Origin of the sequence: Deinococcus deserti VCD115, from assembly GCF_000020685.1 — a bacterium.
Classification (GTDB): domain Bacteria; phylum Deinococcota; class Deinococci; order Deinococcales; family Deinococcaceae; genus Deinococcus; species Deinococcus deserti.
The window spans coordinates 2,514,408-2,538,224 of the sequence record NC_012526.1; the positions used below are offsets into that span (position 1 = coordinate 2,514,408).

Sequence of the window (23,817 nt, forward strand, 5' to 3'; positions counted from 1 at the left end):
CCAACTGGTTCTGGTCAACTTCGCATGACAAGAGTATGAGAAGTAGTTACGTTATATAAATGCTTCTTAAACGCGCTCCTGCCCTGGCTGCTCTTACTGTCACCGCCCTGCTGCTGGCCTCCTGCGACCCGAACCGCAATGGCACGCAGCCCCCTGCTGTCACCGATCCAGCCGCCACAGCCCCTGCCACTCCGGTTGCGGGCCAGTCCACCGAAGCCGCTGCGCTACCTCAGGCGGCAGCCTCTGCCAGCCTGGTGGTCGAGACCATGCTCGATCCCAAGAGCACCGATTTTGATCCGGACCTGCGCGCACTGCTGAACCTGTTTCCCAGCCCCAGCATGCAGAGCCTGACCCAGCCTGCCCAGACCGTTGGCCGCTCCTTGCTAGGAGCTTTCGGGTTGCCAACTCCCGGGAAGCTGCAGGTACAGACCACCACACCAGTCACGAACAGCCCCCTGGCGACAGGCACAATCACCTTCTCGGCCAACGGCCAGCTCACCACGAGCCCAGAGCCCAGAACAGGTCTGATCATCAGGAACCTGAAAACAGACGTCACGCTCCAGATTGACTGGAAAGTGAATGGGGCCCAAACCGTCTGGCTAGAACAGAAAACCCATTACGGCACCTACCACACAGAACTGCCCACCCGCGCTACGGCCACCATGAACCACGGCGGCAAGGTGGTTGCTCAGGTGACCCACGCCATGACCCCAGGCGGCTGCCTGAGCTCGGGCGGCCCGGACGCCCTGACCCTGACCGGCTGGGCTGGCCGCGAGAACACTCCACCCGCCAAGGCCAACCTGAGCTACAGCTGGACCGAGAGTGGCGTGCAATTGAAGGGCGCTGTCGCCTACCACACCAAGTCACGCGTGGCCAATGCGGCGTTCGATGTCAACGTCACCGGAACCACCGCCGGGCGCTGCACCCCGCAGGCTTTCAGCTTCACGCCCACCCGAGCCGACGTCAGCGCCCAGGTCAATGTGCCTGGACACAATGCTCAAGCTACGCTGTACCTGCGTGACCTGAAAAACATGGTGATTAGCGACAGCGCTCTGAAGGCCGAGCAACCCTTCAAAGCGGTCAGTGGCCGGATCAACGCCAGCCTCAGTCACCAGGGCACAGTCGCCCTGACCGCCTTCGGCGAACTCGCCAGCAGCAACGTTAACCCGCTGCCCGGCGATCAGGTCAAGGTGCAGTACATCAAAGGCGGCGCCCTGGTCACCACGACGCTTGAAGCCCTGATCGCTCCCTGAGGTCGGTCTTCACCTGCAGGGCCACACTGTTGAGGCGGTGTGGCCCTTTTCTTATGGCCGGGCGGACAGTTCGCGTAGTAACCCGGCCAGAGTGGCGGCGTTCTGCTCCAGGGTATGCCCAGCCAGCACGCGGGACCGTGCAGACTCCCCCATGCAGCGCCGGTGTTCCGGATGCGCTGCCAGCGCACGCAGGGCCGTGGCGTACCCATGCACGCCGCTGCCGACCAGCAGGCCTTCTTGCCCGAAGGTCATCAGTTCACGCTGCGCTGGAATGTCGTTGGTGACCACAGGCGTTCCGCTGCTCAGCGCCTCCAGGGTCGCCAGAGACTGGTTCTCCGCGATGGTGGGCTGCAGCACCACGTCAGCGGCGCGGTACAGCTCCGGCATGTCATGCCGTTTGCCGAAAAAACGCACGTTGGGAGTCGCCACACGCCGCAGAACTCCTTCCAGATACCCGGTGCCCACCAGGACGAAGTCCAGCTCCGGAGCAGCCCGGGCTACGGCCATGACAGCTGGGTGATTCTTCTCGATGCTCATGCGGGCGGGCACCAGTACCGTGAAGCGCCTGAAGCCGTACACCTCGCGCAGGGTCTGGCGCTCCGTCTCTGACGCCGGGCGGAACTTGTGCACGTCAACACCATTGGGAACTGCATGAACCTGCGACATGCGGTGATGACGCCTCAGGTACGCTGCCGCCCAGTGTGACACCGTCACGACATGCTGTGCACCGCGAATGTCACGGGCCTGCAGCACCTCGTAGAAAGCGCGGTACAGCGCCTGTGGCAGGCCCGGAATGTGCAGCATCAGCTGATCGTGCACCAGGGACACGAAAGGGCCCCGCAGGGCCAAGTAGTACTTGCGGTAACCCAGTGCATTCCAGCTGCTCAGGACTGTCAGATCAAAGGTCCCCGCGCGCTCGACCGTGACCACCTCCTGCAGGTCATGGTAGGCATGTACGGAAATGCCGCGCTCTGAAAGCTGCGCGCGGAAATCGGCAGTGCCGGCGGCGGCTGGCATAGCGACCTCGGCCTGCACGCCAAACGGGCGCATCGGCGGAATGATCTCGCGCATATAGACCTCACTGCCGCCCACCGCCGGGGCATCGGTCACGAACAGCACGCGGGTAGAGGCAGAACTGGTCATCCGGCCCAAGGTAGCGTGCCATGTCAGCTGGGCTGCCGCAGGGAAGCCGCTCAAGCACCATATTTGTGGGCTTTGAAATACGGACATGCAGTCCCCGGGCTTCCGCCTCAACCCTACAGACTAAGGGATGCGACCGCTGTAGCCTGCTGACATGGCAAAACGGCACCCCCTCCGCTGCCTGGGGCTCGTCCTGATGCTTTCGGCGTGCGATCCACAGGGGCTTGACCTTTATGATCCGGTCGATGCCCGCGATTACGCGCGCTCCTGCGCCCGGGGCCGTGAAGATGTCTATTGCGAGGCGCTGCTGCCAACCCTGGCTGGAATTCAAGGTCCAGCCTCTCTCATCATGCCCAACATCGGTGATCAAGAAAGAGCGGCGCACCTGGCACGCCTGCTGGGCGAGAAAGGCATGACGGTTGACACCTTTCTTCGCCGCGAGTCTGCCAAAGCGGCATTTGCACGTGCAAACATTTTTCCGGTTGCCCGACTCACGACAGGAATTCATGCGACCTTGGACGGAAAGCTCCATCAGGTGGTGTGTAAGTCCTTCATGCACTCACCTGCACTTTCCCATCAGGACTGTCAGATTGATCATCTGGGAGCTCGAAATGCCCTCGCACACCGCAGACCGACAAGTGACAGCGTTTATTTGACCACCGCCGCGTCCCAGGACATCTCGCCTTTCTTCTGGTTCTGAGCCAGGAGACAGCAGGTTCCTAAAAAGGGCACGCTGAAATGTGACGTTCCTCATGCCCGGGCTACAGTGAGCCGGATGAGTGCTGGAAATCTCCGGGCCGTATGGGGCTCACGTCCACTGCTGAGCGTCGGCGTCAGCGTCCTGATTCAGGACGAGACCAGGCGGGTGCTGCTGCAGCGACGGGGCGACGACGGCCTCTGGGGTACGCCGGGCGGCGGCCTTGACCCTGGAGAGGATTTTCTGACTGCCGCCCGACGGGAACTACGCGAGGAGACCGGGCTGAGCTGTCCGGATCTCACGTGGTTGGGCGTGCACGACGGCGTGGTCAGTGGGCCCCAATTCTGGCACCGCTATCCCAATGGGCACGAGGTCTACCTGGTGGGCGCCCGCATGCTGGGGCACCTGCCAGCTTCTGCCCTTGAAGACGCGCGCCCTGATGACAGCGGCGAGACACTGGAGCTGCGCTGGTTTGCCCTGGACCATCTGCCGGCGCTCAGCAGCAACATCAACCGGGCCAACCTGAACGTGCTGCGCGAGCGGGCCGGGCTCTCCCCTCTGCCCCTTCTTGCGGTGAGCAGTCCTGAAGCAGCCAGCACCTACTGGACCGACCTGCGGCGTGCAGCCGGCCCGCGTCCCCTGTTTGCTCCTGGGGCCAGCGTTGTCGTTACAGACACTGACGGTCGCCTGCTGCTCAGGCAGGCCGCCACTGGACAGTGGGCGCTGCCCGGCGGAAGGATGGAGCCGGCCGAATCCTTTGAGGCCTGTGCCCACCGCAAACTGCTGGAAACAATGGGCCTCCGGGCAGAGCTGCTGGAGCCCAGGGCGCTGCTGGCAGGTCCAGAGTTCCGTTATGAGGACAGCTCAGATGTGTGGGACAGCATAAGCATGGTATTTCAGGCCGTGGGGGTCACGGGCAAGGTGACCGGAGCTCATCAAGTTGTTGACGCCCGCTGGTTCAGCCCACACGAGCTTGGTCAGCTCGATCTGCTGGGGCTCCAGACGCAACAGGCAGTGGAAGTCTGGCTTGCTGATCAGCCAGCCTTGTCGCGCTGTGCCAGCACCACGTAACGTTCCTCGCGGTAGGGCATGCCCAGGGACCCGGCCTGGGCGTCCCACTCTTCCTGATGCGCCTCCTGCCCCAGGAAGGCACAGCGGGTCCGCCAGTCATCCCAGGTCGGCGCATGGGCCAGAACTGAAATCCGCCATTCTGATCCCAGCTGCCAGCCGACAGCCTCCAGGCCCTTGGGCACCTGTCGCACACCCAGGTACGGACCTAGGCCACCAGAGGCGTCACGTTCCTGGTTATACTGAATTTATTCAAGTGGTCGTCGCAACTCCAGCGTGGACTGATTGCAGCGCCTGGTCAAAAGGCTCGTTGGGTGTCTGCCAGCCGAGCACCTTGCGAGGTTGGCATTCAAGGTCATGGCTATAGCGGCCAGGTCCTCCGCACTATGCAGGCTCAGGTCCGTGCCTTTCGGAAAGTACTACCGCAACAGCCCATTGGTATTCTTTTTCGTGCCTCACTGACACGGACTTTGCGGGGCACAGAAATAAATTTCCACGCCGGTCTCCACCCGCAGTTGAGCGTGCTAGTTCATTTCCGCGCCCTGATCCCAGGTGAGTGACTGGTGGAGTTGCGGCGGTACACTGGTGAACGTGCGCGTGATGGCTTGACGCACGGCTTCAGCGCTATGTCCGGCCAACGCAGGTCTATTCTTAATGCGGAGTTCCTGGCTATGGTCAGGCAGGCGATCCAGATGCAGTAAGAGCATGAACCGCGTCGAGCGCTCCACAAGCGTGCCAATAGCAGACTTGCTCAATACAAGGATCAGATTTCCCTCCCGGTGGCTGGGCGACGCCCGGCCTGCTGCTTCTTTCGAACGGTGATGGATCATGACTTCCGGGGTGATAACTGGCTTCCCCTGACGATGGCTGCGTGTCCGCGGGACACACAAAGTCCGACCCGTTCACAGGCATGGGGACATTTCCCGGCGCAGTTCCTCTCGGCTTGAGATATACAGGGCCTGATAAATAACCTCACGGGTGATCCCATTTTCACTTACCGCCCAATTGCGCAATTGGTCTTCAATCTCGAAGATACTGACCTGACACAGGCTGAACATGACTCGACCTTGCTGACGTTCGTCTCAACGGCTTTCATCTGGGCCTGCGTGACGGGCCAGACGCTGGCGACCCCGCAATCAGTGAAACGCAAGGAACACGGACCTCACTACTCCTCAAAACTCGTAGAGTGAAGGGAAAGTCGGCTCCGGTACGGTGTTTCTGCGATGAAATCACCCAAGAGCCGACAGCCACACGATAGCTTGCTGACCGCGCTGCGATCTGCCTTCCCATCGACACCCGACGCTTGACGGTCCTGGCCGCACTGATCCTGGCACGGACCGTGGTGCTGTACACCCTCAAGAATCATGTCGTCCTGAAAGGAAGCCTGGAGACACGGTACCAACGCCTGTTGCGCTTCGTGCAGTTTCCGCTACCCGAGGAATTGTTTGCCCGATTCTCGCTGAGCTTTCTGCCAGGTAAAGAGTTGGATCTGATCCTGGACCGGACTAACTGGAAGCTTGGTCAGCAGGACGTCAACATCCTGCTGCTCTCGGCAGTATGGAGCAGCTGTAGTTTCCCCTTGATGTGGACCGTGCTTCCCCACAGGGGCGCCAGTGATCAACAGGACCGGGAAGCGCTCGTGGAGCGCTTCATGACAGCCTGTCGCCAACGAAAGATCCGGGGCGTGCTGGCTGACCGTGACTTCATCGGTCAGCACTGGTTCGTGTTCCTCGAGCAGCATGGCATCGCGCCGTGTATTCGCCTGCCTACTCGCGCCACCATCGGGGGCGCACGGTTCCCGGTCTAGGCCGCGTTGAAGAAGTTGCACCCGGGTGAAGTACGCATCTGGCACCGTCCGGTGACGATCTACGGGGTTACCCTCCGGGTGGCCGCGACCAAAAATCAGGTAGGCGAACCGCTCTATCTGGCCTACCGGGGACACGCCCGCAGCAACCTTCGGCGATACGCCCAGCGCTGGCAGACGGAGAATCTGCAAGCGGCGTTGAAAACCAGGGGGTTCAACCTGGAGGATACGGGCCTGACTCGGGCCGAACGCGCCTCCACGCTCCTGGCGGTCGTTTCCATAGCGTTTATCTGGGCATGTGTCACCGGTGAACTCCAAGAGGTCAAGCAGGGGGTGCAGCTGAAAAAACACGGACACCGTGCGGTGTCCGTGTTCTGAAAGGGACTCGATCATCTTCAGGATCTGTTGCTCCACCTGTCGCCGTCGTCCTGGCGGACTTTGGCGGGCCTTATGCCGCGTTTTGAGGGGTAGTCAGGCTCTATCGTCATCGTCCTAGCGGGCATTACACACACTTATATAAAGTTTTGAGTGGTAGCCAGCGGAAATTCTTTCGTGATAAATAATACCCATAATTTTTACTTTTTCTTAATGTCCTAATGAAAGTCGTCATGTTTGGCAACACCAGAAAAGAGTGCTAGTCAGAATCATTTAGGGATGGATTATCCTCCTAAGGAGAAGCGTAATGAAAAGAATCCGTAGTGTCTTTCTCTTGATCGTCCTTTCGGGCATGACTGCTGCACCTCACGCTTTCGCTAGCAGCAATAGTTCTATTTATAATAAAGGTGAGCCATACAGCACAAATGGCACAAGCGACTGGGTGGTAAGTTACTACACCAGAGCCACCAACAGCTTCTCGATGTATATCGAGACCACCTACCATGATGGCAAATCTCAGTATCCAGGAGTTTGCTATCAGTGGTGGCAAAATTGGTATCAAGACTATATAACTTATGAGCGTGTCCAAGTGTGGCACTCTGGAAGAGAAGTCGTTACCAATACTTGGAACCAACCACAAGGGTCAAAGTATGCTGAATACGCTGGTCAGAAATCCTATCCTTGCTAAGATAAATTATTTTCTGGAAGAACACTGTACCATTTCTCTTGAGTCAAATGCACTTAAGGGCCGTACTAGTAAGAAATCTCGAGTGTGATTAGCAAATAGTTTGTACCTTTCAAATCGTCATGAAGTGGGATATCCGTGGATATCCCACTTCATGGTTGTAAGAAACGGGGCAATGCAAAACTTAGCAAGATCCCTTTTTCGATTTCCTCACGTATGGCAGCTTTGGGGTATCTGATTAGGGCTGTCGCAACCACTTTACCCAGCGTTATGCCCTTCAGATCGGCAAGCCCAGCAGCCACACGCTTCAGGATCCGTTGCGCAGTTGAGGTAAGCGAGGCACAGTAGAAACATGCTTCAGGTGCCGCGCCTGGCTGGGCGTTTCCGGTCCTTCGAGTCACTCTGCGGCTTGACCCTCAACGAGTTCGACACCCTGGCCCAGCAGCTCGAACCCCTCTGGGTGAGAGCCCACCGGACGTCGCTCCTGCGGGAGGGACGAAGGCGCGGCATCGGGGCGGGGCGTCAGTTCAAGCTGGATGTGCCCCACCGTCTGCTGCTGACCTTGATTTACCTGCGGCATTACCTTCCCATGCATCTCCTGGGTGTGCTGTTTGAGATAGATGCCGCGAACGTCTGCCGAAACATTCATGCCCTGCTGCTCCTTTGCGAGCCCGGACGCTCGACAGTCGGAAGGTGACGCCCGACGACGCAGTGCGTCGTCGTCTTCGCACGCTTGAGGACGTGTTGGACGCGTTTCCGGAGATCGCGGACATCATCGTTGACGGCACCGAGCAACCTCGGGGACAACCCAAGAAAAAGAAAGGAAGCGGTCCCGGCAAAAAGGCGGTGGGGCGTCCCAAAGACCAGAAAAAGTACTTCAGCATCAAGAAGGGCACACATACCCTCAAGACCCAGGTGGCGGTGACCCCGGATGGCTTGGTAGCGCACCTCAGTGCGACCGCCTGCGGTCGCACCATGACATGAACGTCCTCAAGCAGTCGAAATTGCTTCCCCGCCTGCCGAGAGGTATCCGGCTCTGGGGGACCGGGGGTACACCGGCCTGGAGAAGCTGTGCCCAACACTTGAGCTGATCGTGCCCCGGATGCGTCCCAAAGGAGGCGCGTTGAGCGAGGAGGACCGGGAGCTCAACCACCAAATCTCCAAGGTGCACATCACGGTGGAAAACGTGGTGTGCAAGATCAAGAAGTTCCGGATCTGTAGGGAGTTCTACCGCAATGACACGGGCCGCCACGGGATGTTCTGGGGCTGTGTTGCGGGCCTGGTCAATCTCCGGACGCTGAATCGGAGCCCAGAGCTAGCCTGACAGAACACAACGTGAATGGGGGGGGGTGGCTCGGCCACCCCCCCCATTCACTCATCGCACAACTGCGCAATCGGTCTTCAATCCTGGCCGAATCTAAATGTGCAATTGCGCCTTTGGTATGGCTGTCCGCTTAACCACGCCTACCTCTGTCCACTTTCTGTGGCATTGGGCTTTCTGGTCAAAAGTCAGTTCCGGGTCCGGTCCTGACAGCACCCGCGTCCAGGGAAGACGATACCCGCCCAGCTCACGGGCCAGGCGGGCGTACCACTCGCGGGAATGGGGCATTTCGGGTCCAGGCGTTGCAGGAGGCACGGGCGCAGGCTACCTGGACCGATCACCTGAACGAATGCGCCAGCTGGCTGATGCGCTCACCTGAAGTGGCCTCCGAAGATCAGCAGCATGATGAAGACCAACCAGCTGCACCTGATGAATGCCGCCGCAAAAATTCCGCCAGGGCTCGCTGCGGAACTGCATCACCTGCTTCAGCAGCAGCTTTGCCGTCAGGCTCAGCTGCTGAACCTGGGTGGCGTTGATGTGGCGGTGTATGTCTCACCCTGGACGCTTCCCGAGACGGGTGTGGGCGGGTACGCGCCGCTGGGACATTGGGTACAGGTCACGCTCACCCCAGACCATCCCAGCTTCGATGCCTGCTGGAGACAGGAAGTTCCGGCGACATTGGCCCATGAGCTGCATCACGCCCGTCGGTGGCAGGGGGTGGGATACGGACGGACCCTGCTGGAAGTGATGGTCAGCGAAGGGCTGGCACAGCACCACGAGTTGCGGGAGCGTGGCGGCGTACTCCCACCCTACTCGACCCTGCCAGGTGGTCTGAATTCCCTCTGGGCCAGAGCTGAGCCGTTGCTCGACCGCGAGGATTATGACCACAACGCCTGGTTTTACGGCTCTGCCGCGCAGCACCTTCCACGCTGGGCAGGCTATGCGCTGGGCTTTGAACTGGTGCAGCGTTATCTGGCCAGTGAAGGTGGGGACGCCGCCACCTGTGTCGACGTTCCCGCCGCTGAACTGAGAACCTTCGCCGGACCGTAGAACATCCACATGGCCCCGACAGGCTGCGGCTGAGCAGAGATCTTGCCTACAACAGGGCACAGCCAGGAGCATCACTCCTGGCCGTGCAGACTCCTGAGATTCAAGCAGACTGCGTCTATTTCATGGATATCTAAAAAGGCATCTCGAAAAGAGCTCTGGGCCTGGAATCTGCTGGATGATTGGAGCCAGAGTTCGCCTCTGCTTTACTTCTCGCGAATACTCCAGCTCTGTGCGCGAACTGTCTCCATCAGGCGGGTCATGACCGGGTCGACTTCTTCGTCGGTCAGCGTTCGGGCCCCGCGGAACACCAGTCGCACCGCGATGGACCGCTGGCCCTCGGGGATAGGCGCCCCCACGTAGACGTCGAAGGGCTCGACGCTTTCGAGCAGCTCACCTGCAGCCTGCTTGAGCAGCCCGGCAATCTCCCCGTAACTGACACTCTGCGGCGCGATGACCGCCAGATCCCGCCACGCGGCCGGTGCGCGGCTGGGATCACGGAAGGCCCAGGTCCGGCCCGGCAGAGGCAGCGCCGCCTCCAGCACGAAGGTGTCGCCCTTCAGGCTGAATTCCTGCGCAATCTCGGGATGCAGCGCCCCCAGCCAGCCCGCGGCCTGCCCGTTCCAGAGGATCTCGCCGGCAACCCCAGGATGCAGCGCACCCGGCACCGCCTCGCCGCGCAACTGACGCAGTTCGAAGCTGTCCCCCAGCGTGGCCGCGAGGCTCTCGACCAGCCCCTTGAAGACGCCGAAGCTCCCGGCCACTCCCGGCTGGTGCGTGCTGGCGGCAAAGGGGCCACGCATCAGCAGGCCCAGGCGTTCGGTCTCACCGGAGCCGGGGAAGATATGACCGATCTCGAACAGCAGCGCCCGCTCGCCCTTGGGATGCGCCTGGGCGGCTTTCAGGAGACTGGGATACAGCGCCGTGCGCAGGCCGGTGCGGTCGGCACTCAGTGGGTTGCGCAGACGCACACCCGGCGTTTCGGTGCGGGCCTTGGCAGCCTCGTCGTCGCTGGTGAAGGTATATGTCACGACTTCCTGGAAGCCCAGTCCTGCCAGGGTCCGGCGCAGGTGAGTACGCGCCGCACTTTCGGCCGCAGCTCCGATATTGCTTTCGTGCACGCGCAGCGTGGGCAGGGTTTCGGGCAGGGCGGTAAAGCCGTGCAGCCGGGCGACTTCCTCGGCCAGATCCTGCCAGATGCTCATGTCCACCCGCCAGGAGGGCGGCGTGACGCGCAGCATGTCGCCTTCGCCCTCCACACGGCAGCCCAGGCGGGTCAGGATGGCGCGCATCTCGGCAGTGTCGACATGCATGCCCAGCAGCGTGCGGATCTGCTCGCCGGTCGCCTCGATCAGGCCAGGTACCTCCGGCTCCCCGACCAGGGTCACGCCGGGGTGGGCTGCGCCGTGGCCATACTCGGCCAGCAGGCCCGCGACCCGGTCAGCAGCGCGGGGAGCCAGCAGGGGGTCCACGCCACGCTCGTAGCGGTACACGGCGTCGGTCTTGAGGCCCAGGCGGGTACTGGTGCGGCGCAGCAGGACCGGGTCGAAATGCGCGGACTCGATCACCACGTCGTGGGTATCGGTCCGCACGTGGCCATGGTCGCCGCCCATGATGCCGGCAATGCCCAGCACGCCGGCGCCGCGCTGCGGCTCATGGGCGGTCGTGAAGGCCTCCGCCACGCTGGGAATGGCACGCTCGCGGCCATCCAGAATCAGCAGGTCCTCGGGGCCTACGGTGTGCTCGTTGCCCAGCAGGTCACGCACGATTTCGCCCTGTCGCAGGCCGAACGACACCAGGATCTGGTCGCCCTGCACGTCTCGGCGGTCATACAGCGCGGTTGGTTGCCCGAGTTCCAGCATCACGTAGTTGCTGGTGTCCACGATCAGGTCGATGGCCCGCATCCCCGACAGGGTCACGCGGCGCTGCATCCACAGGGGTGCCGGACCGTTGGTCAGCGCACCCACCGTGCGGGCCGCGAAGTGGTCACAGCCGAAACGCAGCTTGCGGGAGGGATCCCTCTCCAGGGTCAGGCCACGCGAGGGCAGCGATACCCGGATCTCCCCTTCCCCAGTGGCTGCTGGTCGGGCGGGCGGCTCACGCAGATCCAGCTTCAGGAAGGCGGCCAGGTCGCGGGCCAGCCCCAGGGCGCTGAGCACGTCGGCGCGGTTGGGAGTGACCTCGACATCCAGCACCTGGTCGGCGGCCCACAGGTCGCGCATGGGCGTGCCGGGTGCGGCCGTTCCCGCCGGGAACAGCATCAGTCCGGCGCTGCTTTCGCCCAGCTCGAGTTCTTTGGCGCTGGCGGCCATGCCCCAGGACTCCACGCCCTGCAGCTGCCGCACGCCGTAGGTCATCTCGCCCAGGGTGGTGCCGGGCGTGACCAGCGCAAGCATGGTCCCGGCCCTCAGGCCTACGGCATTTGGAGCGCCGCTGGCAATGGTCTTCTCGCCGTGAGGGCCCACGTCCAGTGTCAGTTTGGTCAGGGCGGTGCCATCAATGGGCTCGGCGACCGTCACGGCCACCAGCAACACGCCTTCGGGGGGAGCAGCGACCTCTTCAATGCCTTCAAGCGGCAGGCCCATCTGCGCGAACACCGGCTCCAGCTCGTTCACAGGGGGTAGGGCAGGAATCAGGTCTTTCAGCCAGGAATAAGGAAGTTTCATGCAGTCTCCAGCAGTGTGCGGATCAGGGGGCGCAGTTCGGCGGGCACGAGGCTCACCGCGTCCAGGTCATCTACGCTCACCCACTCGGGGTTGTACCAGTTCTCTTCGCTGTGGCGCACGCCCTGGGGGCCGTTGCGCCAGGCTCCGCCGAAGCCGTGTTCACGGTTGTCCTGATTTTCCGGGGTCAGCACTTCCTCGTGCACGTCTACCACGAGATTGACCCCTTCCAGCAGCTCACGGACGCAGGCCTGGGCGGGCGTTTCGCCTTCTTCAATGCCGCTCCCGGGCAAGGTGGCGGAGATGCGGCCTTCCTTGCATCGGCGCATCAGCAGGACTTCCCGCTGAGCATTCAACAGAATGCCGGCAGCGCGGGCTCTCACCCAAGCTCTCCCCGGAACTGCCCGATCACGCGTGGGTCGTTGGCGTAGAAGTAACGGATGTCAGGAATGCCGTACTTGAGCATGGCAATACGTTCCGGGCCCAAGCCAAAAGCGAAGCCGGTCTTGCCCTCGTAGATCCGCGGCTTGCCCTGCGCTTCACGCAGATCGTCCACCGCCCTGAATACGTTGGGGTGCACCATGCCGCAGCCGCCCAGTTCCAGCCACTTGCTTTCACCACGGGGGTTGTCCCACCACACCGCAAAGTCAGCCCCCGGCTCCACGAAGGGGTAATAGCTGGGCTGGAAACGCACTTTGGCCGATGGGCCGTACAGGCCGCGTGCCATCTCGGCAATGGTGCCTTTGAGGTCGGCCATGCTGATACCGTCGCCCACCACCAGGCCTTCGAGCTGATGAAACATCGCCTCGTGGGTGGCGTCGGTGGCCTCGTAGCGGTAGACCTTGCCGCGCACGACAATTTTCAGCGGCGGCTCATGATCGACCATGTAGCGGATCTGCATCGGTGAGGTATGGGTGCGCAGCAGACGCCCGTCTTCCAGCCAGAAGGTGTCCTGCAGGTCGCGGGCGGGGTGGTACCACGGCACGTTGAGCGCCTCGAAGTTGTGGTGCTCATCCTCGACCTCGGGGCCCTCGATCACTGCGTAGCCCATGCGTTCGTAGATCCCGGTCAGGTCCTCATAGACCCGGTTGATCGGGTGCAGGCCGCCAGCAGGCAGGGGGAGGCCCGGCAGGGTGACGTCAATGGCCTCGCTGGCAAGTCTGGCGTCCAGGGCGGCACGTTTCAGCACGCCTTCCCGCTCCGTCAGCGCAGCATCAATGGCCTGCCGCACGGTGTTGATCTCGGCGCCACGGGCCTTGCGCTCCTCGGGGGGCAGCTTGCCCAGACTGCCCAGTTCCCTGGTGACCAGCCCGCTTTTGCCGACATACTTCGTCTTGACCGCCTGAAGGGCGTCGAGTGTCTCCGCCGCCTGAATTTCGCTGATGGCTTGCTGCTGCATGAATCCTCCTGAAACCAAGAAAAACCCCGCCCTGTGGTGGGCGGGGTGACGCGCTCAGCCCGTTGTTCAGGCGAGCGAAACCCCGCTGCGGAAAAACGGCGAAGGTGTACCGGCGCGGGGCGTCATGCGGACCAGGGTAGCAGACCTTTCGGGGTGAACGCAGCCCCAGGCATCTGCCTCCGGTCAAATCAGCACCCAGGTGGAGAGGGTGTCACTTACACTCGCGCTATGCGCCGTTTCCTGTCCCTGCTGGCCCTGAGCACCCTGTCCTTCTCTGCTGCCGAAGTGGCCATTCCCAATACAAAGGTGTCGTACCAGGTTACCCAGGACCCCATCACTGACCGCAATACCAGCAGCATCTATCTCGATGAAAATAGCAGCGACACCTATGTCGAGTTCCTCTGTAGCAAGGGGGTGCCGGTGTTCTATCTGCACACCGCCAGCCTGCTGCTGACCCAGGACGAATATGACCAGGACAAGATTCCGGCCCTGGCCTACCGCGTCGACAGCCAGCAGGTCCGTGTAGTCCCGGCGGCCCTGCTGGAAGAATCCGAAGACCCGGAAGACGAAACGCACCTGCGCAGCCTGGCAGTCACCGACAAAAACGACGCCCTGCTGCTCAACGCCTTCCGCAACGCACAGACCCGGGTGGCGCTGCGCGTAACCCGCAGCGGTGGGCGGGAGCTGACCTACACCTTTCCGGTCAAGGGCTTTGCCCAGGCCCTGAAAGCCGTCAAAAACTGCAAGTAACCGGCAGGTCCTGAGGGTCAACAGTCCTGAAACGAACGAATGACATGGTCATCACATTGCTGTGAAGAATGAAGTTCCATGTCCTTTCCTGTCCTGATTCGTCGCAGCTGTGTGCTGCTTGCGTCCGTATCTCTGCTGGCCACCGCCTGTGGTCAGCCTCCCACTGATCAGGTGGTCTTACAGGCTCAGGCCCTGGCCGGTGAACCGGTCATCAACGAGCTGTTCTATGACTCGGCCGGGACTGACGCCGGCACCTTTATTGAGCTGCGCGGCCCGGCCGGCAAGAGCCTCAGCGGCTACACCCTGGCGGCCTATGACGCGGCTGGCACCCAGTACCGCACCATCACGCTGTCAGGAAGCATTCCTGACAGCGGGTATTTCGTGGTGGCCCAGGACACGACCGTGCCCAACCGCACGCTGGTCAACGCTGGCGCAGACCTCTACAACGGCAGCGCCAGTCTGCGTCTGCTGAAAAGCTCGACCGTCATTGATGCTGTGGCCTACGGCACCCCCAGCACCAGCCGTGGCGAGGGCAGCCCCGCCCCGACCACGGGTGCAGGCAGTGCGCTGGCCCGCGTACCCGACGGTTCCGACACGAACGCAAACAATGTGGACTTCAGGGTTCAGGGGAGTACACCCGGACTGAACAACGGGGGGAACACCGCCATCACCAAGAAAGTGCTGTTCGACCTGACCAAGGCTGAGGATGCCGGTAAGGCCGACTGGCGCATCGACGGGGCCTACAGCGATTACGCTTCGGCGCTGCGCGGCCTGGGCTATACGGTGGGCACCCTGACCGGCACGGCCATCACCTCGGCTGCGCTGTCAGGCGCGTCGGTGCTGGTGCTTCCCGAGCCGCAGAACCCCCTGAGCGACACTGAGCGCGCGGCCATCCAGGGTTTCGTCCAGAACGGCGGCGGAGTGTTCCTGATCACGGATCACCGGGTCAGCGACCGCAACAACAACGGCTGGGACAGCCCCGAAGTCTTCAATGGCTGGGATGGAAGCAGCCCCGCCAGCGTCAGCACCAGCCTGCAGGCCAGCCTGAACAGTGACATTCTTTTTGGACTGGGGGCGTCGTTCAACTCCAGCTTCAGTGATCCGGTATACACAGCGACGCCGCTGACCACCCACCCGATCCTGAACGGGGTTAGTAGTGCGGGCGTCTATGTAGGTACCAGCGTGGATGTCCTGAAGGGCACTGCCCTGATGGGAACGGGAGGCAGAACCTACCTGGGCGTAAACACCGTGGGCGCGGGCCGGGTGGCCATGTGGGGTGACAGCAGCACTTTTGGGGACAACACTTACTCGGACGGCACCACCGGCAGCTACAACAACTGGCCCAACCTGAGTAATGCCACGTTGGGCAAGAACGTGGTGCGCTGGCTGGCCGGAGATCTGTAATACGGGCTGCGCACCTGGCGCTGATGGTTCGAAACCACGGCGGGCAATCAGCTCCATCTCCTGATTTCCGGCTACCAGCAGACCCCAGCGGTGGGTCCTTATGACCGGAGTTGAGCGCTGTCTTACTCCCCGATCTGCCTGAACCCGTCTGCCGCTCACCGTGAGGTTTGTATAAACCTCGTCTCCCTTGCAAAGACACCCCTGCCAGCATCCCGGGCGGGGGTGTTACCGTACCTGTATGACGACTGCCGAATCCCCCGCCACGCGCGACACGGCCATTTTCGACCTGATCCGCCAGGAAGCCGAGCGACAGCGCTCAGGGCTGGAACTGATCGCCTCGGAGAACTTCACCAGCGCCGCGGTGCGCGAGGCGCAGGGCAGCGTACTGACCAACAAGTACGCCGAGGGCTACCCCGGCAAGCGCTGGTACGGCGGCTGCGAGATCGTAGATCAGGTGGAGCAGCTGGCCATCGACCGCGTCAAGGAACTGTTCGGGGCAGCCTGGGCGAATGTGCAGCCGCACTCGGGCTCCAGTGCGAACCTCGCGGTGTACAACGCCCTGATTGAGCCCGGCGACACGGTGCTGGGCATGGACCTCTCGCACGGCGGGCACCTGACGCACGGCAACCCGGTGAACTTCTCGGGGCTGCGCTACAAGATCGTCGGCTATCAGGTCAACCCCGAAACCGAACTGATCGACATGAACGTGGTCCGGCGGCTGGCGCACGAGCACCGTCCCAAGATGATTATCGCCGGGGCCAGCGCCTATTCGCGCAGCATCGACTTTGCGGCCTTCCGTGAAATTGCCGATGAGGTCGGTGCGATCCTGTTTGCAGACATCGCGCATATCGCCGGCCTGATTGCCGCTGGCGAGCACCCCAACGCCCTGCCGCACGCCCATGTGGTGGCCAGCACCACCCACAAGACGCTGCGCGGGCCACGCGGCGGGATTATCCTGAGCAACGACCTCGAACTGGGGGCCAAAATTGACCGCGCCGTCTTTCCCGGTTATCAGGGCGGTCCCCTGGAGCACGTGATTGCTGCCAAGGCCGTGGCCTTTGGCGAGGCGCTGCGCCCCGAGTTCAAGGACTATGCCCGGCAGGTCATCCGCAACGCCCAGGCCCTGGCCATCGCCTTTCAGCAGCGGGGCTACCGCGTGGTCTCGGGCGGCACCGACAATCACCTGCTGGTGCTGGACCTGCGGGCTCAGGGCCTGAACGGCACCAAGGCCACCAAACGCCTGGACGCCAATCACATCACCATTTCCAAATCCACCCTGCCCTACGACACCGAGAAGATCCTGCACGGCGGCGGCATTCGCCTGGGCACCCCAGCGGTAACCACCCGCGGCATGACCGAGGAGCATATGCAGGTCATCGCCGACCTGATTGACCGTGCGCTGAAGGGCGAGGACGTGCAGGCTGAGGTGCATGACTTCGCAGGCCGCTTCCCCCTGCCCTGAGCAGAGGCAACGCACCGGGGCATGATGTGGACTGCACACCGCATCATGCCCCTTTGACTGCACCTGCTGTCAGCAACACTTTGTCTGCTCAGAGGCCTCCACGGAAGCCGGGCTCTGTTGAGTAGCTGAACAACTGAACAACAGGCTCTGCAGGTGCCTGAGTAGGCAGTGTCATAGCCTGGGTGCCAGAAAGGCGACTGGAGACCTCCCTGCACCGAAAAAACAGCCTCAAAAAAGGGCTCCGGGAATGACCCCGGAGCCCTTTTCTTTCTCAATCTTAGCGTGGCAGGAGGCTCTCGCCCATCAGGTACTCGTCGATGGCGCGCGCCGCCTGACGGCCCTCACGGATGGCCCAGACCACCAGGCTCTGGCCGCGGCGCATGTCACCAGCGGCAAAGACACCTTCCAGGCTGGTGGCGTAGCCGCCCTGCTCGTCAGTGGTGGCGTGGGCGTTGCCACGGGTGTCACGCTCGACCCCGAAGGCTTCCAGGATGGTGCCTACCGGGCTGACAAACCCCATGGCCAGCAGCACCAGATCAGCCGGATGAATCTCCTCGCTGCCTTCAACTTCACGCAGCTGGCCGCCTTCGAGCTCTACCCGCACGGTCTTGACGCCCGTCACCTTGCCGCCCTTGCCGATAAACTCCTTGGTGGCAATGGCGAACTCGCGCACGCCACCTTCCTCATGGCTGGTGCTGGTGCGCAGCTTCAGCGGCCAGTAAGGCCACACCAGAGGCTTGTTCTCCTGCTCGGGGGGCTGAGGCATGACCTCAAACTGGGTGACCGATTTGGCGCCGTGACGGTTGCTGGTGCCCACGCAGTCGCTGCCGGTGTCCCCACCGCCGATCACAACCACATGCTTGCCGTCGGCGCGCAGCTGCTTTTTGAGCTTGTCGCCTGCCACGACGCGGTTCTGCTGCGGCAGGAACTCCATGGCAAAGTGCACGCCGTCGAGCTCCCGGCCTGGCACCGGCAGGTCGCGTGGCTGCTCGGCGCCGCCCGAAAGCAGCACGGCGTCGAACTCGGCGCGCAACTGCTCAGGGCTGATGGTCTCCTTGGCCAGGTTGGTCACCCGGCTGCCTTCGGGCATGGTGCCCACCAGCACGCCGGTCCGGAAGGTCACACCCTCAGCTTCCATCTGCGCCACGCGGCGGTCGATGTGAACCTTGTCCATCTTGAAGTCCGGAATGCCGTAGCGCAGCAGGCCGCCCACGCGGTCGTTCTTCTCGAACACCGTCACGTCATGACCGGCGCGGGCCAGCTGCTGGGCGGCGGCCATTCCGGCAGGTCCGGCGCCCACCACGGCAACCTTGCGTCCGGTTTTGGTCTTGGGCGGCAGGGGCGTGACCCAGCCTTCCTGCCAGCCGCGCTCGATGATGGACAGTTCCAGTGACTTGATGCCTACCGGATCGCCATTGATGTTCAGGGTGCAGGCGGCCTCGCAGGGCGCGGGGCAGATGCGACCGGTGAACTCAGGAAAGTTATTGGTGCTGTGCAGGTTGTCCAGCGCCGCTTTCCAGTCGTCCTGGTACACCAGGTTGTTGAAGTCGGGAATGATGTTGTTGACCGGGCAGCCGTTGTTGCAGAAGGGAATGCCGCAGTCCATGCAGCGGCTGGCCTGCAAGCGGGCCGGACCCGCTGCCAGGGGCAGCAGAAACTCGTGGTAGTGCTGGAGTCGGGCCTCGACCGGCGCGTAGGTTTCCTTGACGCGCGGCTGGTCCAGAAATCCGGTGATTTTGCTCATGGAGGTCTCCGCTAAGAACAGGGGCCCGGGACGCGCAAAGGCGCCCCAGACACCTGGAAGTTATTTCGTAAGGGTGCCCTGCTCGCCCAGAGGGGAGCTGGGGCCGGCCTGCATGCTGGTGGTATCGGCGGCATGCACCGTGCCTTTGTCGTGCTGGTCGCGCTCGCGCAGGGCTCGGGCGTACTCGTGCGGCATCACCTTGACAAAGCGCTTCAGGGCGGCGTCCCAGTCGTCGAGCAGGTCGCTGGCGCGGGCCGATCCGGTCCAGCGGTGGTGCGACTCGATCAGGGCGCGCAGCTGAGCTTCGTCGGACAGGCCGCGGTGCAGGGTATGCGCAGGGCTCAGAGCCAGCTGCTGGTCTTCGGGCATGACCTTTTCCAGGCTGACCATGGCCGTATTGCACCGCTGCTCGAAGGTACCGTCCTCGTCGAGCACGTACGCCACGCCTCCCGACATTCCGGCCGCGAAGTTGCGTCCTGTCTTGCCCAGCACAACCACGGTGCCGCCAGTCATGTATTCGCAGCCGTGATCGCCGGTGCCTTCGACAACCGCCGAGGCGCCCGAGAGCCGCACCGCGAAGCGCTCGCCCGCCACCCCGCGGAAGAAGGCCTCTCCGCTGGTCGCGCCGTACAGCACGGTGTTGCCGACGATGATGTTGTCCTCGGCCTTGCCACGGAACTCGATGGTAGGCCGCACGACCACGCGCCCGCCAGACAGGCCCTTGCCGGTGTAGTCGTTGGCGTCACCGATCAGGTACAGTGTCAGGCCCGGAGCAAGGAACGCGCCGAAGGACTGCCCGCCGGTACCTTCCATCTGAATGAACACGGTGTTGTCCGGCAGCCCTTCGGGATGCTGGCGCACCAGTTCGCCGGACAGCATGGCGCCGACCGTGCGGTTGACGTTGCGCACTTCCTGCAGGAAGTGGATCTTCTCGCCGGTTTCGAAGGCCGGCCGGCACTTCTCGATGAGTTTCAGGTCCAGCGAACGGCTCAGGCCATGGTCCTGCGTGGCCAGATGACGCTTGCCCACCTCGGCCGGAACGTCAGGGCTGTAGAACACGCGGCTGAAGTCCAGCCCACGCGCCTTCCAGTGCTCCACCCCGGCACGCGTATCCAGCAGGTCCGCGCGGCCGATCAGGTCCTCGAAGCGGCGGATGCCCAGTTGCGCCATGATCTGGCGGGCTTCCTCGGCCACAAAGAAGAAGTAGTTGATGACATGCTCGGGCTTGCCCTGGAACCGGGCGCGCAGGGCCGGGTCCTGGGTGGCCACGCCGACCGGGCAGGTGTTCAGGTGACACTTGCGCATCATGATGCAGCCCTGAGCGACCAGCGGCGCGGTCGCGAAGCCGAACTCGTCGGCGCCCAGCAGCGCGGCGATGATCACGTCGCGGCCGGTCTTGAGCTGACCGTCGGTCTGCACGCGCACGCGGTCACGCAGGCGGTTGAGCACCAGCGTCTGCTGCGTTTCGGCGAGGCCCAGTTCCCAGGGGGTACCGGCGTGCTTGATGGAGCTCCAGGGGCTTGCGCCGGTGCCGCCGTCGTGCCCTGCGATCACCAGATGGTCGGCCTTGGCCTTGGCGACGCCAGCGGCGATGGTGCCCACACCCACTTCCGAAACCAGCTTGACCGAGATGTCCGCACGCGGGTTGACGTTCTTCAGGTCGTGGATCAGCTGAGCGAGATCCTCGATGGAGTAGATGTCGTGGTGCGGCGGCGGGCTGATCAGTCCGACGCCCGGTACGCTGTGACGCAGGTAGCCGATGTACTCGCTGACCTTGCCGCCGGGCAGCTGTCCGCCCTCGCCGGGTTTGGCGCCCTGAGCCATCTTGATCTGTATCTGGTCAGCCGAGACCAGGTAGCCGGTGGTGACGCCGAAACGTCCTGAGGCCACCTGCTTGATCTTGCTGCGCAGAGAGTCGCCGCCCTGCAGGGGGTAGTCCATCTCTACACGGCCCCCGCCCAGAATGCTGGCCAGCGACTCGCCTTCTCCGATCTGCTCGCCGCGCATTTCGCGCTCGTAGCGGGCGGGGTCCTCGCCACCTTCTCCGGTGTTGGACTTGCCGCCAATCCGGTTCATGGCCACAGCCAGCGTGGCGTGCGCCTCGGTGGAAATCGAGCCCAGGCTCATGGCCCCGGTCGCGAAGCGCTTGACGATCTCGGCGGCGCTCTCCACTTCCTCCAGCGGCACAGGCGTGGCGCCCTCGGCACGGAATTCGAACAGGCCGCGCAGCGTCATGTGACGCCGGCTCTGGTCATTGATGATCCGGGCGTATTCCTCGTAGGTGCTGTACGAACCGCTGCGCACGCCATGCTGCAGCTTGGCTATGGCGTCGGGCGTCCACATGTGCTCCTCGCCGCGCACGCGCCAGGCGTACTCGCCGCCGTCATGCAGGGCATTTCCTGCCAGCGGATCGTCGCTGAAGGCCGCCGCGTGCATGCGCAGGGCTTCCTCGGCAATCTCGAACAGGCCGATACCGCCCACCTGACTGGACGTGCCGCGGAAGTACTTGTCCACCACGTCGGCCTTCAGGCCCACCGCTTCGAACAGCTGCGCGCCGCAGTAGCTAAGGTACGTGCTGACGCCCATCTTGGACATGATCTTGCTCAGGCCCTTGCCGACTGCCTTGATGTAGTTGGCAATGGCTTTTTCGCTGCCGATCCCCTCCAGGCCGGTCAGTCCGGGAACCGCTCCGTGCAGGTTGCACAGGGTCTCCAGGGCCAGGTACGGGTGAATGGCTTCGGCGCCGTAGCCGGCCAGCGCGGCGAAGTGATGCACCTCGCGGGCGTCACCGGTCTCCACGACCAGACCGACCTTCATACGCAGCCCCTCGCGCACCAGATGGTGGTGAATGCTGCTCAGCGCCAGCAGGGCCGGAATGCCCACACGCTCACGGTCTACCCGGCGGTCGGTGATGATCAGGATGTTGTGGCCGTTCTGAATAGCGTCCACAGCCCGCGCGTTGATGGTCGCCAGCTTGGCCTCGATGCCGCGTGCGCCCCATTCAGCCGGATAGGTGATGTCCAGGTCAACGGTCTTGAACTTGCCGCGGGTGTGTTCCGCGATGGAACGCAGCTTGGCCATATCGGCGAAGTCCAGGATGGGCTGCTTGACCTCCAGGCGCATCTGCGGATTGACCGCGTTGACGTCCAGCAGGTTGGGCTTGGGCCCGATGTACGACAGCAGCGACATCACCACGGACTCGCGGATGGGGTCAATGGGTGGGTTGGTGACCTGCGCGAACAGCTGCCGGAAGTAGCTGTACAGCGGCTTGTTGCGCGAAGACAGCACCGCCAGCGGAGAGTCGTTGCCCATCGAGCCGATGCCTTCCTCGCCGCTCAGCGCCATCGGGCCCATCAGGAATTTCAGGTCCTCCTGCGTGTAGCCGAACGCCTGCTGACGGCGGATGGTCGGTTCCGAGAAACTCTCGGGACCAGGCTGACCTTCTGCCGCCACCGAGCCCAGGGTCACGTGGGTGTTTTTGACCCACTGCTCGTAGGGCTGCGCAGACGCGAAGTGCATCTTGAGGTCGTCGTCCTCGATGATGCGGCCCTGTTCCAGGTCGATCAGGAACATCTTGCCGGGCTGCAGCCTCCACTTCTTGGAGATCTGGCTTTCAGGAATGGGCAGCACGCCGGTTTCCGAGGCCAGAATCACCAGATCGTCGCGGGTCTGGATGTAGCGTGCCGGGCGCAGACCGTTGCGGTCCAGTGTGGCGCCCAGCTGGCGGCCGTCGGTGAACACCATGGCGGCTGGGCCATCCCAGGGCTCCATCATGCTGGCGTGGTACTCGTAGAAGGCGCGCCGGCGCGAGTCCAGGTACGGGTTCTGCTCCCAGGCCTCGGGAATCAGCATCATGGCGGCGTGCGCCATGCGGTAGCCGGACATGACCAGCAGTTCCAGCGCGTTGTCGAAGGTGGCTGTATCGGACTCACCCTCGAAGGAGATCGGGTAGAGCTTCTTCAGGTCCTCGCCCAGCACCGGGCTCTGCATAATGCCCTCGCGGGCGCGCATCCAGTTGAAGTTGCCCTTGACGGTATTGATCTCGCCGTTGTGGGCGACCATGCGGTAGGGGTGCGCCAGACGCCACTCCGGGAAGGTGTTGGTCGAAAAACGCTGGTGCACCAGCGCCAGGGCCGAGACCAGGCCGGGCTGCTGCAGGTCCAGGTAGTACTCGCCGACCTGGGTGGCCAGCAGCAGGCCTTTGTAGATAATCGTGCGGCACGACATGCTGGGCACGTAGTACTCGGCGCCGTGGGTGAAGTTCAGCCCCAGGATGGCGTTGGACGCCCGGCGGCGGATCACGTACAGCTTGCGCTCCAGGGCGTCGGGAACCAGCGTATCCGGGCCGGCACCGATAAATATCTGCCGGATGACCGGTTCCTTTTCCTTCACGGCCGGGCTCATGGGCATTTCGTGATTGACCGGCACATCGCGCCAGCCCAGCACAACCTGACCTTCGGCCTCAACGGCCCGTTCGAGCTCCTGCTCACAGGCGCGGCGCGAGGCGATTTCCTTGGGCAGGAAGATCATGCCCACGCCATAGTCGCCGGGAGGGGGCAGGGTGACGCCCGCCCGAGCCATCTCGCGGCGGTAGAACTCGTCAGGAATCTGAATCAGGATGCCGGCGCCGTCGCCCATCAGCGGATCGGCACCCACCGCCCCACGGTGATCGAGGTTCTCCAGGATCTTCAGGCCCTGCTCAACAATGGCGTGGCTCTTTTTGCCCTTAATATGGGCCACGAAGCCTACTCCGCAGGCGTCATGCTCTGCAGCCGAATACAGGCCCTGCTGGGTGGCCTGCGCAATTTCATGCACGGTCGGGGGTACGGCCCTGCTCTGAGCCGGAGTCACCCGCTGCTCTGTTCTCTCCATGAAGACGCTCCTGTGAACTGTGACTCGCTGGCCCCCGCGGCGCGGCAGGCTGCTTCAACTACCTTACCTACTGACGCATGTCTATGCAGGATCGTTGTTTATAACGTCCCAGGCGAAGACCACAATTCAACTT

The 23,817-nt window shown here is 62.9% G+C and carries 18 protein-coding genes and 2 pseudogenes; 13 read left to right on the forward strand and 7 right to left on the reverse strand.

The features are described from left to right. Positions 1–59 precede the first annotated feature (59 nt). Positions 60–1,253 (forward strand): hypothetical protein, encoded by a 1,194-nt coding sequence (locus tag DEIDE_RS11980; protein ID WP_012694222.1) that lies wholly within the window; start codon positions 60–62, stop codon positions 1,251–1,253. A 51-nt stretch (positions 1,254–1,304) separates the two neighbouring features. On the opposite strand, the gene DEIDE_RS11985 is transcribed toward DEIDE_RS11980, so the two are convergent. Then, the gene (locus DEIDE_RS11985) at positions 1,305–2,396 is read right to left on the reverse strand and encodes a glycosyltransferase family 4 protein (protein WP_012694223.1); all 1,092 of its coding nucleotides are present in this window, start codon (positions 2,394–2,396) and stop codon (positions 1,305–1,307) included. 151 nt (positions 2,397–2,547) lie between these two features. Between DEIDE_RS11985 and DEIDE_RS11990 the strand changes: the two genes are divergently transcribed. Together DEIDE_RS11990 and DEIDE_RS19760 are read left to right on the forward strand one after the other, a co-directional pair. Next, positions 2,548–3,093, forward strand: coding sequence for a hypothetical protein (locus DEIDE_RS11990; protein WP_012694224.1), 546 nt, complete (start codon positions 2,548–2,550; stop codon positions 3,091–3,093). Positions 3,094–3,168: 75 nt separating this feature from the next. Next, positions 3,169–4,161 carry an NUDIX domain-containing protein gene (locus DEIDE_RS19760; RefSeq protein ID WP_012694225.1) on the forward strand — a complete coding sequence of 331 codons (993 nt, stop codon included), beginning with the start codon at positions 3,169–3,171 and terminating at the stop codon, positions 4,159–4,161. Here DEIDE_RS19760 and DEIDE_RS12000 read toward each other — a convergent pair. After that, a complete protein-coding gene (locus DEIDE_RS12000) occupies positions 4,125–4,343 on the reverse strand; it encodes a hypothetical protein (protein WP_041227260.1) in 219 nt (72 codons plus the stop codon). The genes DEIDE_RS19760 and DEIDE_RS12000 overlap by 37 nt on opposite strands. Before the next feature lie 834 nt (positions 4,344–5,177). On the opposite strand from DEIDE_RS12000, the pseudogene DEIDE_RS19095 reads away from it, so the two are divergent. The 7 genes and pseudogenes from DEIDE_RS19095 to DEIDE_RS12030 form a co-directional block, all read left to right on the forward strand. After that, a pseudogene (locus tag DEIDE_RS19095) lies at positions 5,178–5,318 on the forward strand (IS4 family transposase); the annotation flags it as partial. Between the two features lie 63 nt (positions 5,319–5,381). Beyond that, positions 5,382–6,433, forward strand: a pseudogene (locus tag DEIDE_RS18510) (IS4 family transposase). Positions 6,434–6,644: 211 nt separating this feature from the next. Beyond that, positions 6,645–7,025 carry a hypothetical protein gene (locus tag DEIDE_RS19100; protein WP_012694229.1) on the forward strand — a complete coding sequence of 127 codons (381 nt, stop codon included), beginning with the start codon at positions 6,645–6,647 and terminating at the stop codon, positions 7,023–7,025. Between the two features lie 349 nt (positions 7,026–7,374). Then, positions 7,375–7,719, forward strand: a complete 345-nt coding sequence (locus DEIDE_RS19565) for a helix-turn-helix domain-containing protein (protein ID WP_012694230.1) — start codon at positions 7,375–7,377, stop codon at positions 7,717–7,719. Continuing rightward, positions 7,716–8,006, forward strand: coding sequence for a transposase family protein (locus DEIDE_RS19765; RefSeq protein ID WP_275040565.1), 291 nt, complete (start codon positions 7,716–7,718; stop codon positions 8,004–8,006). Before DEIDE_RS19565 ends, DEIDE_RS19765 begins: the two co-directional genes overlap by 4 nt. 19 nt (positions 8,007–8,025) lie before the next feature. Continuing rightward, positions 8,026–8,346 carry a transposase family protein gene (locus tag DEIDE_RS19770; RefSeq protein ID WP_338032137.1) on the forward strand — a complete coding sequence of 107 codons (321 nt, stop codon included), beginning with the start codon at positions 8,026–8,028 and terminating at the stop codon, positions 8,344–8,346. Between the two features lie 399 nt (positions 8,347–8,745). Further along, on the forward strand, positions 8,746–9,393 hold the full coding sequence (locus DEIDE_RS12030; protein ID WP_242402915.1) for a DUF2268 domain-containing putative Zn-dependent protease: 648 nt from the start codon (positions 8,746–8,748) through the stop codon (positions 9,391–9,393). Positions 9,394–9,596: 203 nt separating this feature from the next. On the opposite strand, the gene DEIDE_RS12035 is transcribed toward DEIDE_RS12030, so the two are convergent. From DEIDE_RS12035 to pheS, 3 genes are read right to left on the reverse strand one after another with little or no spacing between them, the layout of a single operon-like run. Continuing rightward, on the reverse strand, positions 9,597–12,056 hold the full coding sequence (locus DEIDE_RS12035; protein WP_012694234.1) for a phenylalanine--tRNA ligase subunit beta: 2,460 nt from the start codon (positions 12,054–12,056) through the stop codon (positions 9,597–9,599). After that, positions 12,053–12,436 carry an NUDIX domain-containing protein gene (locus DEIDE_RS12040; RefSeq protein ID WP_012694235.1) on the reverse strand — a complete coding sequence of 128 codons (384 nt, stop codon included), beginning with the start codon at positions 12,434–12,436 and terminating at the stop codon, positions 12,053–12,055. Before DEIDE_RS12040 ends, DEIDE_RS12035 begins: the two co-directional genes overlap by 4 nt. Then, positions 12,433–13,452 carry a phenylalanine--tRNA ligase subunit alpha gene (gene pheS, locus DEIDE_RS12045; RefSeq protein ID WP_012694236.1) on the reverse strand — a complete coding sequence of 340 codons (1,020 nt, stop codon included), beginning with the start codon at positions 13,450–13,452 and terminating at the stop codon, positions 12,433–12,435. The genes DEIDE_RS12040 and pheS overlap by 4 nt, the downstream gene beginning before the upstream one ends. Positions 13,453–13,680: 228 nt before the next feature. Here pheS and DEIDE_RS12050 point away from each other — a divergent pair, with 228 nt between their 5' ends. The 3 genes from DEIDE_RS12050 to glyA all read left to right on the forward strand — a co-directional run bounded on the left by DEIDE_RS12050 (position 13,681) and on the right by glyA (position 17,068). Next, positions 13,681–14,202: a hypothetical protein gene (locus tag DEIDE_RS12050; RefSeq protein ID WP_012694237.1), complete on the forward strand. Its 522-nt coding sequence runs from the start codon at positions 13,681–13,683 to the stop codon at positions 14,200–14,202. 78 nt (positions 14,203–14,280) lie between these two features. Next, complete coding sequence (locus DEIDE_RS12055; protein ID WP_012694238.1) at positions 14,281–15,606, forward strand: ABC transporter; 1,326 nt, start codon at positions 14,281–14,283, stop codon at positions 15,604–15,606. A gap of 238 nt (positions 15,607–15,844) precedes the next feature. Continuing rightward, positions 15,845–17,068, forward strand: coding sequence for a serine hydroxymethyltransferase (gene glyA / locus DEIDE_RS12060; RefSeq protein WP_012694239.1), 1,224 nt, complete (start codon positions 15,845–15,847; stop codon positions 17,066–17,068). Between the two features lie 277 nt (positions 17,069–17,345). On the opposite strand, the gene DEIDE_RS12065 is transcribed toward glyA, so the two are convergent. Together DEIDE_RS12065 and DEIDE_RS12070 are read right to left on the reverse strand one after the other, a co-directional pair. Next, positions 17,346–18,812, reverse strand: a complete 1,467-nt coding sequence (locus DEIDE_RS12065) for a glutamate synthase subunit beta (protein WP_012694240.1) — start codon at positions 18,810–18,812, stop codon at positions 17,346–17,348. Positions 18,813–18,872: 60 nt separating this feature from the next. Then, positions 18,873–23,684, reverse strand: coding sequence for a glutamate synthase-related protein (locus DEIDE_RS12070; protein ID WP_049760480.1), 4,812 nt, complete (start codon positions 23,682–23,684; stop codon positions 18,873–18,875). Positions 23,685–23,817 lie beyond the last annotated feature (133 nt).

Bases quoted from the DNA above. Each gene is read 5' to 3' on its own strand.
- DEIDE_RS11980 (WP_012694222.1), top strand. From the start codon at position 60: ATGCTTCTTAAACGCGCTCCTGCCCTGGCTGCTCTTACTGTCACCGCC.
- DEIDE_RS11985 (WP_012694223.1), bottom strand. From the start codon at position 2,396: ATGACCAGTTCTGCCTCTACCCGCGTGCTGTTCGTGACCGATGCCCCG.
- DEIDE_RS11990 (WP_012694224.1), top strand. From the start codon at position 2,548: ATGGCAAAACGGCACCCCCTCCGCTGCCTGGGGCTCGTCCTGATGCTT.
- DEIDE_RS19760 (WP_012694225.1), top strand. From the start codon at position 3,169: ATGAGTGCTGGAAATCTCCGGGCCGTATGGGGCTCACGTCCACTGCTG.
- DEIDE_RS19100 (WP_012694229.1), top strand. From the start codon at position 6,645: ATGAAAAGAATCCGTAGTGTCTTTCTCTTGATCGTCCTTTCGGGCATG.
- DEIDE_RS19565 (WP_012694230.1), top strand. From the start codon at position 7,375: ATGCTTCAGGTGCCGCGCCTGGCTGGGCGTTTCCGGTCCTTCGAGTCA.
- DEIDE_RS12030 (WP_242402915.1), top strand. From the start codon at position 8,746: ATGATGAAGACCAACCAGCTGCACCTGATGAATGCCGCCGCAAAAATT.
- DEIDE_RS12035 (WP_012694234.1), bottom strand. From the start codon at position 12,056: ATGAAACTTCCTTATTCCTGGCTGAAAGACCTGATTCCTGCCCTACCC.
- pheS (WP_012694236.1), bottom strand. From the start codon at position 13,452: ATGCAGCAGCAAGCCATCAGCGAAATTCAGGCGGCGGAGACACTCGAC.
- DEIDE_RS12050 (WP_012694237.1), top strand. From the start codon at position 13,681: ATGCGCCGTTTCCTGTCCCTGCTGGCCCTGAGCACCCTGTCCTTCTCT.
- DEIDE_RS12055 (WP_012694238.1), top strand. From the start codon at position 14,281: ATGTCCTTTCCTGTCCTGATTCGTCGCAGCTGTGTGCTGCTTGCGTCC.
- glyA (WP_012694239.1), top strand. From the start codon at position 15,845: ATGACGACTGCCGAATCCCCCGCCACGCGCGACACGGCCATTTTCGAC.
- DEIDE_RS12065 (WP_012694240.1), bottom strand. From the start codon at position 18,812: ATGAGCAAAATCACCGGATTTCTGGACCAGCCGCGCGTCAAGGAAACC.
- DEIDE_RS12070 (WP_049760480.1), bottom strand. From the start codon at position 23,684: ATGGAGAGAACAGAGCAGCGGGTGACTCCGGCTCAGAGCAGGGCCGTA.